11 protein-coding genes are annotated in these 13,864 nt (G+C 42.1%); 2 read left to right on the top strand and 9 right to left on the bottom strand.

All coding sequences use genetic code 11. The features are described from left to right. Window positions 1-255: 255 nt before the first annotated feature. From DXB39_RS00445 to DXB39_RS00420, 6 genes are all read right to left on the bottom strand, one after another. Window positions 256-1,851, bottom strand: coding sequence for a potassium/proton antiporter (locus DXB39_RS00445; RefSeq protein WP_117841999.1), 1,596 nt, complete (start codon window positions 1,849-1,851; stop codon window positions 256-258). Window positions 1,852-1,929: 78 nt separating this feature from the next. Continuing rightward, complete coding sequence (locus DXB39_RS00440) at window positions 1,930-2,673, bottom strand: DUF6062 family protein (RefSeq protein WP_117842000.1); 744 nt, start codon at window positions 2,671-2,673, stop codon at window positions 1,930-1,932. A gap of 91 nt (window positions 2,674-2,764) precedes the next feature. Then, complete coding sequence (locus tag DXB39_RS00435) at window positions 2,765-4,099, bottom strand: methyl-accepting chemotaxis protein (RefSeq protein ID WP_117842001.1); 1,335 nt, start codon at window positions 4,097-4,099, stop codon at window positions 2,765-2,767. A 58-nt stretch (window positions 4,100-4,157) separates the two neighbouring features. Continuing rightward, window positions 4,158-5,465: an alpha-amylase family glycosyl hydrolase gene (locus DXB39_RS00430; RefSeq protein WP_117698062.1), complete on the bottom strand. Its 1,308-nt coding sequence runs from the start codon at window positions 5,463-5,465 to the stop codon at window positions 4,158-4,160. A gap of 224 nt (window positions 5,466-5,689) precedes the next feature. After that, a complete protein-coding gene (locus DXB39_RS00425) occupies window positions 5,690-8,323 on the bottom strand; it encodes a heavy metal translocating P-type ATPase (protein WP_117842002.1) in 2,634 nt (877 codons plus the stop codon). Between the two features lie 14 nt (window positions 8,324-8,337). Further along, window positions 8,338-8,652: a metal-sensing transcriptional repressor gene (locus DXB39_RS00420; protein ID WP_117842003.1), complete on the bottom strand. Its 315-nt coding sequence runs from the start codon at window positions 8,650-8,652 to the stop codon at window positions 8,338-8,340. Between the two features lie 459 nt (window positions 8,653-9,111). On the opposite strand from DXB39_RS00420, the gene DXB39_RS00415 reads away from it, so the two are divergent. Then, complete coding sequence (locus DXB39_RS00415) at window positions 9,112-10,455, top strand: MATE family efflux transporter (RefSeq protein WP_117842004.1); 1,344 nt, start codon at window positions 9,112-9,114, stop codon at window positions 10,453-10,455. Window positions 10,456-10,513: 58 nt separating this feature from the next. Here DXB39_RS00415 and DXB39_RS00410 read toward each other — a convergent pair whose 3' ends face one another. From DXB39_RS00410 to DXB39_RS00400, 3 genes are all read right to left on the bottom strand, one after another. Next, entirely contained in the window at window positions 10,514-11,209 is a 696-nt protein-coding gene (locus DXB39_RS00410; RefSeq protein ID WP_117842005.1) for a LiaF transmembrane domain-containing protein, read from the bottom strand. Next, window positions 11,206-11,667, bottom strand: coding sequence for a LytTR family DNA-binding domain-containing protein (locus tag DXB39_RS00405; RefSeq protein WP_117842006.1), 462 nt, complete (start codon window positions 11,665-11,667; stop codon window positions 11,206-11,208). Before DXB39_RS00405 ends, DXB39_RS00410 begins: the two co-directional genes overlap by 4 nt. A 93-nt stretch (window positions 11,668-11,760) precedes the next feature. Next, complete coding sequence (locus tag DXB39_RS00400) at window positions 11,761-13,317, bottom strand: phosphate--AMP phosphotransferase (protein ID WP_117842007.1); 1,557 nt, start codon at window positions 13,315-13,317, stop codon at window positions 11,761-11,763. 283 nt (window positions 13,318-13,600) lie between these two features. Between DXB39_RS00400 and DXB39_RS00395 the strand changes: the two genes are divergently transcribed. Further along, the gene (locus DXB39_RS00395; RefSeq protein WP_117698055.1) at window positions 13,601-13,843 is read left to right on the top strand and encodes a hypothetical protein; all 243 of its coding nucleotides are present in this window, start codon (window positions 13,601-13,603) and stop codon (window positions 13,841-13,843) included. Window positions 13,844-13,864: the final 21 nt, after the last annotated feature.

Raw genomic sequence — 13,864 nt, 5'->3', positions numbered from 1 at the left:
TTAAAAATAGCAGTACTCTTCACCGAATACAGATGCTGTCTAAGTGCTGTAAAGGGCACTAAGAATTTCGAAAAATCATTTTTATATCCGGCAAGGTGCAAAGTCACATCCATGTTCCTATGCACCTTGCCGGCACATCCTTGTGCCGGCATTGCCTAATATCTAACGAAATTCCAAGTGCCCTTAACAGCCCTTAAAATGCATCTGCACTTCGGCGAACACTCCTGCTATTCTTCAAAATTCAAAAAAACATATTTATAACTGGCTGATTACCAGCACATCATTTTCACGAATCACAGTATTTCCGTTCGGTATCACAACCTTCTCATTCCGCTTTAGAACAAGAACCAGCTTCTCTTCTCCCAGTTTTATTCTGGATAATGGCTTTCCAATCCACTTGCTGTCTTTTTCGATTGGGATTTCTGTCAGACAGATGCCAAGATTTTCTTCCGGAGATAAAGCACTTAAGACAATCTTGTCTCCGGCAAGCACTACCGTGTTGCCATTTGGAATGATACGCTCCTCGCCCCTTAGAATCAGCACCAGTAATAAATCCGGCAGGGAAGCAAGGTCTTTTATCTTGCGGTTCTCCCATGGATGTCCCGCCTTGATGCTGATTTTAACAAACTCCACCGGCATTTCATCGGAGTAGTCACTGAAGGTCTTCATGACGTTGCCATTTTCGTCTATCATGTCAAGCTTCTTTGCCACCAGTCCAAGCAGTGTACCCTGAATACTGATAGAGAACAGGACAATGAAAATAACTATGTGGAACAAATCATTTTTCGTATATGCCGGACTTACTGTTGCCATAATTGCAAATACTATAGATGCCGCTCCACGAAGCCCAGCCCAGGACACCAGAAGCTGCTGCTTTACCGGGCAGCGGAATGGCATCAGGATAGCAAATACAGAAACCGGCCTTGCCACAAATGTTAAAAATACCGCAATTGCCAGTGCAATCGGCAATATCTTCGGCAGCTGGGATGGATATGCCAGCAGACCAAGCAGGAAGAAAATCAGCATCTGCATCAATCCGGTGATTCCATCAAAGAAATGCACCAGTGATTTTTTGTGATGAAGTGGAGTGTTGCCAAGGATAATTCCGGCAATGTATGCTGCCAGATAACCATTTCCATTTATCATGGATGCTCCGGCGTAGGATACCAGTGCCATACTGAATACAAATATCGTATCAAATCCATCCGTTGCAAAATTCACTTTTTTTAAAATGAATGCTGCTGCCAGTGCCACAACTACCCCCACTAATATGCCAAAAATAATCTGCGAGAATATCATGACAACCAGCGAAGAACCACTTAATTCTCCGCTCATTATTGTTAATATAATTACGGTCAGCATATAAGAACATGGGTCATTACTACCACTTTCCACCTCCAGCATGGATGCAGTATTGTTCTTAAGATTCAGCCGTCTGGAACGAAGGATTGAAAAGACCGATGCCGCATCCGTAGAACTGATTACAGAGCCAATCAGCATACTTTCCCAGAAATCCATTTTCAATATAAAATGACAGAATGCTCCGGTTGTTACTGCGGTCAGTATAACACCCACTGTTGATAATAATACTGCTTTACCAGCCACCGGCTTTGCCTGTTTCCAGTTGGTTCCAAATCCACCGTAAAACATGATAAAGATTAAGGACACCGTACAAATCTGTTCGGCAATCGTAAAATTATCAAAAGGAATCTTTAAAATTCCATCTGTTCCAAACATCATGCCAAGAAGAATATATGCCAACAGCATTGGAATTCCCAGTTTGTTGGACATTTTATTCAATGACAGGCACAATAAAATCACTGCTGCTACCAGTAAAATATAACTTGTCATAAATACCTCTCTTTCCTGTTTTTATTTACCTGTTGCTCTTACGTCTTCTTCTATCCCCTTTTCTTTTATTACCTCTACCTATTCCTTCTTTTCTTCTGCCTCCATGATACTTCCTGCCTTTACCAGTCCTCTCTGCAGTGCATCCCTTGCATTCTTCCAAGGCTGCTCCTTATAACGGTAATCATTCTTACAGATGAACCATTCTAAATCATCCCGCACCCTCTCATATCCGTTAATAAAAGTCTCATTTAAAGTCATCAGAAATTCATTCAGGTATTTCTTACCCATATATTCCGGGGCACCGGAAAACAGAACTTTATAATGATTTACACAAAAGCCTTTGGATGCTGCAAACTGTTTGCGGAAGTCCTCTTCTTTTTCATATAAATAGTAAATGGTATTGATATAATTTGTAAAGCTGTGATTAATGTAATCACACACAAAGCACTTTTTCTCTTTTTCTTCCACAAAGGTAATCACCGGATGGACCGTCTGGCTCTTTTTCCTGAAAAGTACAGCTGCCTGAGGCAGTGGTGCTTTCATTGCTTTTTTTAACTCCTTAGCTGTCTTATCCATATGGGTCTTTAACATCATGGCAAGTCCTAATTTATTCGGATATTCATATAACATTTCCAAATGCTTCTGACAGAAGCCCTGTTCATCGCTCTGCTCCCGGATATCTCCCTCCATATAACTTGCACCCGGTCCAATGGTATAATTGATAGCATTTTCTTCTAATTTCTGATACATTCTGCAGACCGGACATTCGCTTTCCTCTGCAAATGCATCCTGTATTGGTATCGTATAAATCTCTGTTTTCATTTTAATCTCCTTAAAGATACACAAAAGGGTATTCCATATGCACTCCTTCGGCCTGTGGAATACCCTTCTCTTTGCAATTGTATACCGTTTATTACATCATGTTTTTCTCTACTTCTTCTTTCATGGAAGAAACATTAAACTTACGGATATTTTCATCCAGTTCTGCTACTACAGAAGTAATTCTGGCAGTTGCATTCTTACATTCTTCTACCAAAGCTTCAAACTCATTCATTGCCTCAGATGTATCTCTGGCACTTGTTGTATTTGTCTCTGCTGCTGCAGCAAGCGAATCCATTTTCTCTTCAATGGCACTCTTATGTTCATTCAAGCCACCGACTTCTGAATTGATTCCCTGAATAGAAGTGCTGACACTTTCAATTTCATGATTCAAGGCAGTAAAGATTGTCTCTGTCTCGCGAATCTTTGCATTCTGCTGTTCAAATGCTTCTGATACTTTTCCGGTAATGTCTACACTGACATTAGAATTATCAATCAGTTCATTAACAATTTTATTAATCTGCTCTGAAGACTCTCTGGACTGGTCTGCCAAGGTACGGATTTCTTCTGCAACTACGGCAAATCCTTTTCCCTGTTCTCCTGCCCGTGCAGCTTCAATACTTGCATTTAAAGCAAGCAGATTTGTCTGGCTTGCAATTCCTGCAATAATCTCTGTTGCAGTACGAATCTGTAAGGCAGACTGATTGGTTCTGTCTGTCTGGCTCTGCACTTCATCAATAGACTGCCTGTTCTGTCTGCTGATTTCCACCAGCTGCTGCATAATCACCTCTGCTGATTCATTGCAGTCTTTCATTTTTAATGCACTGTCCGAAAGAAGTGTAATATTGCTGGCAATCACTTCAATGGCATTACCGATTTCTGCTACTTTCTGCTGTACATGCTGTGTTTTCTCTGCCTGTGAAACGGTATTATCTGTAATGGAAGCAACTTCACCGCTCACCTGATCCAACGCTTCATTCATAGTGTCAAAGGACTGGCTGAATGTCGTAGACAGTTCGCTTAATTCCCTGCTGGCTCTACGGATTCCGGTTACAATCTGTGCAAAGCTTCTTACCAAATCATTGGCAGAGCCTAACAATTTGCTGATTTCATCATTTTTTTCATTATGTTTTGGTTCTTCTAACTGAAGGCTTCCATCCGCAATCTTATCCATACTCCCAATTACAGCTTTCAGTTTTCCGGCAATTGCTACTGCAAGCCACAGGGAACCTGCCACAAATACCGCTAAAACCACAATTAAAATAATCGTTCCCACACCTGCATTTAATGCTGTATTCTGTACCAGATGCATTATGATAATTCCGGCAAGTCCAACCAGAAGAATCGGGAGTGAAATTACTGCAATTAATCCAAGTGCCAGTTTCTTTCCTATATTACTTTTTTCTGAAGATTTACGTTTTTCTGCCATTACTGCACTTCCTCCTTATAGCTCTTATCTCTTATTCTTATTCTTATGTATTATCTTTTTATCCGGTTATCTTTAAATAAGCTGCGGAAAATGCCGGCATATCGAGACCACCCTGAAATACCGCTTTTTCTCCGGTCAGCAGGTCAACTGCTTCTGCTGCTCCTGCATCAAAGGATGCATGGAAGGGATTCTCTTCCAGATTGATTGCTACAAGAATCCGCTCACCTTCAAAGCTTCTCTCAAATACAATCTGCCGGTTTGTTAAGAATACCTTTCGGTAGCTGCCATAGCAAAGTGCTTTTTCCGATTTATGAACCTTCGCCAGTCTGGAAATATAATCGGTAAGTTCATTCCATTCCGGTGCTTCAAAGGAAGGACGGAGTGCTTCATCCCCGCCATTTTCCTTCTTTCCCTCTGCTGCCCATTCACCGCCATAATAGACACATGGAATGCCAGGAATTGCAAACAGCATTGCATATACCAGTGGAAGATGTTCTTTTTCCTTTAAAGTGCTTGCCAGACGGTTCACATCATGGTTATCCAGAAAATTTAATAAATGTTTGCCCTGATACATTCCACAGAAATGCTGCTCCAGGGTATAATTGATTTCAAAGAGGTTGCGGTCATTAAAGCTGGACCACATTCCCTTATATGCCTGATAATTTGTTACACTGTGCAGCATATTCTGTTCATCCAGAAGACGGTTATAATCACCATGAATCATCTCGCCCAGGAGATAAAAATCATCCTTTTTCGAATCTACGAACTGACGTAATCTTCTTACAAAATCCATATCCAGACTGTATGCAACATCCAGACGCAGTCCGTCAATATCAAATTCTTTTATCCATCCCTCTACTGCTGAAAAGATATGCCGGATTACTTCTTCATTCCGCAAATTCAGCTTTACCAGCTCATTATGTCCTTCCCAGCCTTCATAGGAAAGTCCGTCGTTATAATTATTATTCCAGCCAAAATTCACATTTGTGAACCAGTCCTTATATGGAGAATTTTCTCTGTTTTTCAGTAAATCCTGAAATGCAAAGAAGCCTCTTCCCACATGATTAAACACTCCGTCCAACACTACTTTGATATTGTTGTCATGTAATTTTCCACATACTTCTTTAAAGTCCTCATTGGTTCCAAGTCTTACATCTAACTTTGTATAATCCCTGGTATCATAACCGTGACGGTCTGATTCAAAAACCGGACAGAAATATATTGCATCCACTCCAAGCTTTACCATATGCGGAATCCAGTCTTCCACTTTCTTTATCCGATGAGCCAGAACACCATCATTTTCTGTTGGTGCTCCGCAAAATCCCAATGTTGAAATCTGATAAAATACACTGTCATATGACCACATAAAAACTGTTCCTCCTGTCTGTCCATCATGTGCTGTGGTTTTTCCCGCTACTCGCGTAAATAAAAGAGGACGGTTCCTTTTGCGGGAACCGTCCTCCTAACTTCTTCCCTCTGCCTTCGCCCATGCTGTTTCAATTACACTTATTATAACATAACTTTATAGCATAAGGGAATTTTTTTCTTGCATTTTTCCTAATTTTTTTTGATTTTCATAACGTTATTTTGTTATTTTTCAACACCGGTAAGCTGATACCCTGCTTTTTCAATCACTTCTGCAAATTCAGTTTCCGGAATCTCTTTGTCCATGGTTACTTCAGCACTCTTTGTCTCAAGGTTGACAGCTGCCTGTACTCCTTCCATGGCATTTAATGCTTCTTCCACATGTTTCTTGCAGTGTTCACACATCATTCCCTCAATTTTAAGTGTTTCTTTCATTTTATTATCCTCCTTATAATTTTCATTATTATCTGTCACTTTTTCTGCTGACTGTTCTATCTGACTTCCTGCTGCTTTTTCCGCTATCTGTTCTGCCACATTTCCTGCCGTCTGCTCTAATCGCTGCGGCTTAAAAAGCTTTAACCGGAGAGCATTGCAAACAACACAGACGCTGCTTAAACTCATGGCGGCTGCACCGAACATCGGATTTAATTTAATATGAAATGCCGGGTATAAAACGCCTGCTGCCAGTGGAATTCCAATGCTGTTATAGAAGAATGCCCAGAACAGGTTCTCCTTGATATTGCGGATAACCGCTTTGCTTAACCGGATGGCTGTTACGGCATCCATCAGATCATTCCGCATCAGTACCGCATCTGCACTTTCGATTGCCACATCTGTTCCTGCTCCAATGGCAATTCCTACATCAGCTCTTGCCAGTGCCGGTGCATCATTGATTCCGTCTCCAATCATGGCAACCTTATGTCCCTGCTGCTGCAGTTTGGCAATATGCCGTTCCTTATCCTCCGGCAATACTTCTGCAATTACTTTTGGAATTCCAAGCTTCTTACGAATAGCTTCGGCGGTACGTTTATGGTCTCCGGTCAGCATTACTACCTCAATGTGCATCTTACGGAATGCTTCAATAGCATAGCGGCTGGTTTTCTTTTCCACATCTGCTGCTGCAATGATACCCAGAAGGCTGTTGTTTTTCGCAAAGATTAATGGAGTCTTTCCTTCTTCTGCCAGCTTGTCCAGAGTATCTCCAAGGTCATCCAATGACACTCCCTTTTCTTTCATAAAGGCTTCGTTTCCCGCATAATAAGATGCATTTTCGTCTTCTGCCTCAATTCCTCTGCCCAGAATTGTCTTAAAATTCTTCATGGCAAGGGGCATAATCTCCTGCTCTTTCGCATACTGCAGAATTGCCTGTGCCAGTGGATGCCCGCTTCCCTGCTCAACGCCTGCTGCAATTGCCACAAATTCTTTTTCGTTTAATTCTGTGGTTCCAACACTCACATCTGTAACCCTTGGCTTACCTTCTGTTATGGTTCCGGTCTTATCCATAACTACAGTATCGATACTGTGCGCCGTTTCCAGTGCTTCGCCGGACTTAATCAGGATTCCGTTTTCTGCACCTTTTCCGGTTCCTACCATAATAGCTACCGGTGTCGCAAGTCCAAGGGCACACGGACAGGAAATAACCAGCACCGCGATTCCAATAGAAAGTGCAAATTCAAAGGTTGCCCCACTGATGAGCCAGATGATTGCAGCAATTAGGGCAATTGTAATAACCACCGGCACAAATACTCCTGCAATCTTATCTGCCATCTTGGCAATCGGTGCTTTACTGGATCCAGCTTCTTCCACCAGATGAATAATCTGGCTGATGGTGGTATCTTCCCCGACCTTGGATGCACGGATTTTCAAGAAGCCATTCTGGTTAATGGTTGCGGAAATTGCAGTATCCCCCACTTCCTTATATACCGGAATGCTCTCCCCGGTAATGGCAGATTCATCGAGACTTGACTGTCCCTCTTCAATTACTCCGTCCACCGGAACCGTCTCGCCGGGACGCACCAATACTAAATCACCTTTTACCAGTTCCTCTACCGGGACCATAACTTCTTTGCCATCTCTTAAGACATTTGCCTGCTTCGGAGCCAAGTCCATCAGCTTCTCAATAGCTTCACTGGTCTTTCCTTTGGAACGGCTCTCTAAATATTTTCCAACTGTAATCAATGTCAGAATCATTCCTGCAGACTCAAAATAAATATCCATGCTGTACCGGCTTACCAGTGCCATATCCTGATGTCCCAGGCCATAACCAATCCGGAAAATGGCAAATACACCATAGATAACGGAAGCCGATGCCCCAAGTGCAATCAGCGAATCCATATTCGGGCTTCTGTGTACAAAAAGATTTTTAAATCCTACAATAAAATATTTCCGGTTCAGATACATAATCGGAAGCAGCAATAAAAACTGGGAAAAGGAAAATGCCAGTGCATTCTCATCTCCGTGAAATGCAGCCTTGATAAATCCCGGTACCGGAATTCCAAACCATTCATAAAACATATGGTGCATGGAAATATACATCATCGGAATCAGAAAAATAACAGACCAGATCAGACGGATTTTCATCTCATGAATTTCCTGCTCTGCCTTATTTATCTTTTTCCCTTTGCCGGTACGTTTCTCATTTCCGGCATTTGCCAGTGCAGCACCATAACCTGCCTTCTCTACTTCTGATACAATGATATCTTCATTGACCTTATTCTCGTCATAGGACACCTGCATACTGTTGGTCAGCAGATTTACGGATACATTTTCCACTCCGTCAATCTTTGACACACACTTTTCCACACGGGAAGAGCATGCAGAACACGTCATACCTGTGACTTCATAACGTTCCTGTTTCACACTTTTGTCCTCCTCTATTTCATCAGTTTCTGAAGGGTCGCACAAAGCTCATCCACCGCTTCTTCCTTTCCGGCACGGATGTCATCCACCACACAGGATTTGATATGCTCCGCTAATAACACTTTATTAAAGGAGTTCAGTGCAGAATTAATTGCAGACACCTGCGTTAAAATATCCACGCAGTAACGGTCTTCTTCCAACATTTTCTTTACACCCCGCACCTGTCCTTCAATCCGGTTCAAGCGTTTTAATAAATCCTGATATTCTGCTTCCTGTCTGTGCTTCTTCCGTTCGCAGCAGGATGGACACATCTCTTTTTCTTCTGCCATAGTCAGGCTCCCTTCTATCTTCACATTCCAATACACATTTCCCGATAGTCATATACCCCCTACCGGTATGCTTATATTATACCCCCATAGGGTATTTGTCAATCATTTTTCCATTGAATGTTCCAATTCATATTCAAGCCATCTTCTTCCGCTCTATGATATTATCTTGACTTTTCCTATGATTTATGCTATTTTCATAACGCTAAAACTGGTGTGGATTTTTCTAGTCTGACTACTTTTCGCCACACAATTATCCTTGCGATAATTGTGTGGCGTTTTTTACTTTACAGGAAATTGCTTTCCTGTAAAGTAAAAAACGCTCCGCGAGGATGCACACTTCGGCGTATAAGGTAGATGTCGCAAGCGACCGCCGCAGGCGCGAGAATGTGCCAAGGCACATTCTTTGTTCTTTCTCACACTTTGGATTAGTGAGAAAAAAGAAAAAAAGGAGCAATTATTATGAATGAAGATTTTATGAAAGAAAAACCGATTTTACCACTGCTGACTACCATGGCACTTCCTATGGTTATCTCCATGCTGGTAAATTCTCTTTATAATATTATAGACAGTCTGTTTGTGGCTAAAATCAGTGAAGATGCCATGACTGCCCTTTCCCTGGTCTATCCGGTGCAGAATTTTATCAATGCTGTGGCAATTGGATTTGGTGTCGGAATTAATGCTTTAATTTCTTTTCACCTTGGTGCAAAAGAAGGGGAAAAAGCCAATATTGCTGCAACCCATGGGTTCTTCTTTTCTATTTTGCATGGTGTCATTTTAACGATTGGAAGCATTGCCCTGATTCCTACGTTTTTAAGCCGCTTTACCACCGACAGTAATGTTCTTAAGTCAGGTGTAGAATATGCAAATATTGTATTTGTATTCAGTATCATTATTATGATGAATTTAACCTTTGAAAAGGTCTTTCAGTCTGTCGGCAGAATGAATGTCTCCATGATTGGACTGATGCTAGGCTGTATTGCCAATATCATTTTAGACCCGCTTTTGATTTTCGGAATTGGCTTCTTCCCGAAAATGGGAATGCGCGGAGCTGCCCTTGCCACCGGTATCGGACAGCTTCTGACTCTTATTTTTTATCTCTTTGCCTATTTTCTGCGTCCAATCAATGTACGGATTAGCAGAAAATATCTTATCCTGGATAAACATCTTGATTTGAAATTATATGGTATCGGCATCCCTGCCATCTTAAATCTGGCTCTGCCGTCCTTACTGATCTCATTTTTAAACGGACTCCTTGCCACATATGACCAGTGTTATGTGGTAGTCGTCGGAATCTATTACAAACTGCAGACCTTCCTCTACCTTCCTGCCAATGGAATTATCCAGGGGATGCGTCCGCTGGTGGGCTTCAATTACGGTGCCGGTGAAATAAAGCGTGTGAAGAAAATCTATCATCTTACCCTCTGTATGAACGGTGTCATTATGCTTCTTGGTATGATTATCTGCTTTACTGCATCACCTTACCTTATCGGAATGTTTACAGACAATGCCACCACAATTTCCGCGGGAAGCAATGCCCTTCGGATTATCTGCTGTGGTTTCCTGATTTCCACCGTATCCATTACTGCCTCCGGTGCTTTGGAAGGGCTTTCAAAGGGCGGACAGTCCTTAATTATTTCACTGCTCCGTTATATCCTTTTTATCATTCCGCTTGCTTTTGTTCTCTGCAAAGCCTTTGGTCCACAGTGCGTATTCCATGCTTTCTGGATTACGGAAATTCTCACTGCCGCAATTGCAGCCCTGCTGATGAAATCAAGCCTCCGGCTTCCGGGCACACAGGCATAAAATAGCATAGAGAAAGCTGCCAGCAAAATTTTGCTGACAGCTTTCTCTATGCTATTTCTTATACATATATAATTGTTACGCCGGAAAAATTACATTCTCCAGTAAGTATCACACTGTGCACACCATCCGGTACATTCCGATTTTTCTCTTCCACTGCACCAAATGCTGCATGGACTTTATTTATCATTGCCCAGCTCTTTGGAATATAAAGCTCTACTCCGGAAAAGGATGCATCCAGATAAATCGTTGCCTGTGGCTGCTGCATCATCGCATTATCAAAATACACTTTCATGCTGCCAAAGCTGCAGTCCAAGGAAGCAGACTGGAAATCATCCGTATTCACATATTTGATGGATGCGCCAAAGGAGGTATCGAAAGAAATCCGGTTACCATCCTCTTCATCTATAATGGTCTCATAGTCCGTATCTTTTTTCTTTTTCCAACATTTTGTGGTATTCTTCTTAAAAATGATACCGAAGCCGATGGATAAAAGCAGTGCCGCTCCAAGTATCGGCCATGGTGTAATCGCCTGTATGCCAAGCTGTTCATCATAAATAATTCCAAGAAATGCCAATGAAAAAAAGATTCCGGTAAATCGAAGCTTTATCAGGCTGCTTAATAAAATACAACCGAAAAATATTGTTCCGATTACCGTCCAGAAGCCAATGCCTTCCACCAGTCCCAGTTTGCTTACAATCAGGAATACAGCTCCAAAAATCAGAAACAGTCCCCAGAAGATTCTCTCTTTTTTCATTTTCTTATCCTCTTTTCTTCCAGTTTACATTTTAATGGTTTGTAGTAATATCTTGATACATATACCTGTTTATGGCTTCCCATAAATTCCACCACACTTGATGCCGTAAGATTTCTTGTAATGGAGTAAATCCGGTTGGTATTTAAAATCGTGGATTTGGAAACCCTCATAAAATGTCCCGGCAACAGTTCTTCCAGCTCATACAGTTTATATCTGGTCTGATACATCTTATCTGTTGTATGCACCCATACCTCTTTGGTCTCTGTCTCAAAAAACAGGATTTCATCCAAAGACAGATAGTATTCCGTATCTTCCTTATAACAGATTAACTGCTGTTTTCCGGTAAGCACCTGTGACACGGTTTCCTGTATTTTCCTTACATTTTCATCTAAGGATCTGCAGCGAATCAGCACTTCATCCTCTATTAAGTTTTCGTCTAATTCAATCCGTATCTTCATTGTCGTTCCTTCCTATGTCACTCATTATACACAAACACATTTTTCTGTAAATGCCTTTGGAATAAGTGGTAAGAAATACGAACCAAGTGGTAATTATTTCCGTTCTTTTTCTTCTTTCAGACGCTTCTCAATTGCTTCTACCACCGTACGAAGCACTTTAATTCTGGCATAATACTTGCAGTCTGCCTCTACTAAAATCCATGGTGCATAAGTGGTAGAGGTACGAATCAGCATTTCATCCACTGCCTTTTCATAAGCATCCCATTTCTCACGGTTGCGCCAGTCCTCATCGGTAATCTTCCACTGCTTTGCCGGGTTTTCCATACGCTCCTTAAAACGACGCTCCTGCTCATCCTTATCAATGTGCATCCAGAATTTTAAAACAATGGTTCCATGATGCGCCAGCTGCTCTTCCATTTCGTTCATCTCATGGTAAGCACGCTTCCATTCTTCTTCCTGACAGAAGCCTTCGATTCTCTCAACCATAACGCGGCCATACCAGGAACGGTCAAATATTGCTACATGACCATCCTTTGGAAACTGTTTCCAGAAACGCCACAGATAATGATGTGTTTTTTCTGCATCATTGGGTGCTGCCACCGGATTTACCTGATACCCCCTTGGATCCAATGCCTGGGTCAGCCGTTTGATGGCTCCGCCTTTTCCACCGGCATCCCAGCCTTCAAATGCCAGCACCACCGGAATCCGGTATTTATAAAGTTCATTATGAAGCTCGGAAAGTCTTGCCTGAAGACGTGCAAGTTCTTTTTTGTACTCCTCTTTTTCCATCTTCTTTGAAAGGTCTACTCCTGCCAGTACGGAGCTCTTAAGTACCTGCTCCTTTTGTGATGCGGCTCCTGCTTCCTGCAAAGTATCCTTTTCCTGTTTTATTTCCTGCGCCTTTGTTTTCTCCTGCTCCCTCTTCTCCTGTTCGGCTTTCTTATCTGCGATTGCCTGCTCCAACACAGAAACTACGATTTCCGTCATTTTTGCTGCCGCATATTCCCGGTCGGTGCACTCTAAAATATGCCACGGTGCATATTCAGAATCCGTCTTTTCCAGCATTTCTTCATTCATGGCAAGATATTCTTCATAATGCTTATTTCTCGCCAAATCGTCCTTTGTTACCCGCCATGCAGTCTTCTTATCTTCCAGAAGCTTATCAAAACGCTTCTTCTGCTCCTTCTTTGACACATCTGCGAACAGCTTAATAATTACCATGCCATCATCCGTCAGCTGTTTTTCAAAGGAACAGATTTCTCCGAACGCATAATCAAGCTGCTCCTTTGTGGTCACACCGTCAAAGCGGTCCACCAACACTCTCCGGTACCAGCTTCTGTCAAAAATTGCAATTCTTCCCTGGGATGGAATCTTCGTCCAGAAACGCCACAGGAACGGATGCATTTTCTCTTCCTTGGTCTCCACTGCAGTAGCGTATACCGAAAATCCCCTCGGGTCTAAAGGCTCAATGATTTTATTAATCAATGTTCCTTTTCCTGCTGCACCAAATCCCTCAAATACAATCATGACCGGAATCTTCTGTTCCTTACAGGCTCTCTGCAGATAGGATAACTTTGGCTGCAAATCGTCCATCCACTCCTTATATTCCTTTTTCCCCATCTTCCGGTTTAAATCTACCTTCTCTAACATCGCATATCCTCCTTCGCTTATAACTCCACAATACGTTGCATTTTTATATATAGAAATAGTATAATATTTTTCTTGAAGAATATCCAGTCTAATGGGTATAATGAAACAAATATGTGATTGCGAAAAGAAATTATTATTTCAAAAGGCTGTATTCGAAGCACAGTGGCTTTGACATGAAATACCGCAGTTCTAAGCTGCATATTTTTCTTTTTGTGATAGAAAGCAGTCTTTCCAATGTTTGACAAGATGCCGGTACTGTCCGCCGGAGTACGGATGCCTTTTAATGGCTGTTAGGGGCACTTGGAATTTCGTCCGGCACCCGGCAACGCTGGCACAGGGACGTGCCAGCGAGGCACATATGAACATGGATGTGAATTTGTGCCGGTTGCCGGACCTGACAAAATATGTCTCGAAATTCTTAGTGCCCCTTGCAGTTATTATGTGGCATCCGCACCTGGCGGACAGTGACGGCATCCGGTCAAAGCAACGGAAAGACAGTTTACCATTAAGAAAAATATGCAGCTAAGAATTGCTGGCATTTCACATC

The sequence above is a fragment of the Roseburia sp. OM03-7AC genome (assembly GCF_003462625.1).
Classification (GTDB): Bacteria; Bacillota; Clostridia; order Lachnospirales; family Lachnospiraceae; genus Roseburia_C; species Roseburia_C amylophila.
Note: the sequence above shows the minus strand (reverse complement) of the source record. Positions and strands in the feature narration are given on the sequence as shown.

What these genes read in the sequence shown, in the direction of transcription:
- DXB39_RS00420 (WP_117842003.1), bottom strand. Translation starts at nt 8,652, where the DNA reads ATGGCAGAAGAAAAAGAGATGTGTCCATCCTGCTGCGAACGGAAGAAG.
- DXB39_RS00405 (WP_117842006.1), bottom strand. Translation starts at nt 11,667, where the DNA reads ATGAAGATACGGATTGAATTAGACGAAAACTTAATAGAGGATGAAGTG.
- DXB39_RS00440 (WP_117842000.1), bottom strand. Translation starts at nt 2,673, where the DNA reads ATGAAAACAGAGATTTATACGATACCAATACAGGATGCATTTGCAGAG.
- DXB39_RS00395 (WP_117698055.1), top strand. Translation starts at nt 13,601, where the DNA reads ATGGCTGTTAGGGGCACTTGGAATTTCGTCCGGCACCCGGCAACGCTG.
- DXB39_RS00410 (WP_117842005.1), bottom strand. Translation starts at nt 11,209, where the DNA reads ATGAAAAAAGAGAGAATCTTCTGGGGACTGTTTCTGATTTTTGGAGCT.
- DXB39_RS00415 (WP_117842004.1), top strand. Translation starts at nt 9,112, where the DNA reads ATGAATGAAGATTTTATGAAAGAAAAACCGATTTTACCACTGCTGACT.
- DXB39_RS00445 (WP_117841999.1), bottom strand. Translation starts at nt 1,851, where the DNA reads ATGACAAGTTATATTTTACTGGTAGCAGCAGTGATTTTATTGTGCCTG.
- DXB39_RS00400 (WP_117842007.1), bottom strand. Translation starts at nt 13,317, where the DNA reads ATGTTAGAGAAGGTAGATTTAAACCGGAAGATGGGGAAAAAGGAATAT.
- DXB39_RS00435 (WP_117842001.1), bottom strand. Translation starts at nt 4,099, where the DNA reads ATGGCAGAAAAACGTAAATCTTCAGAAAAAAGTAATATAGGAAAGAAA.
- DXB39_RS00430 (WP_117698062.1), bottom strand. Translation starts at nt 5,465, where the DNA reads ATGTGGTCATATGACAGTGTATTTTATCAGATTTCAACATTGGGATTT.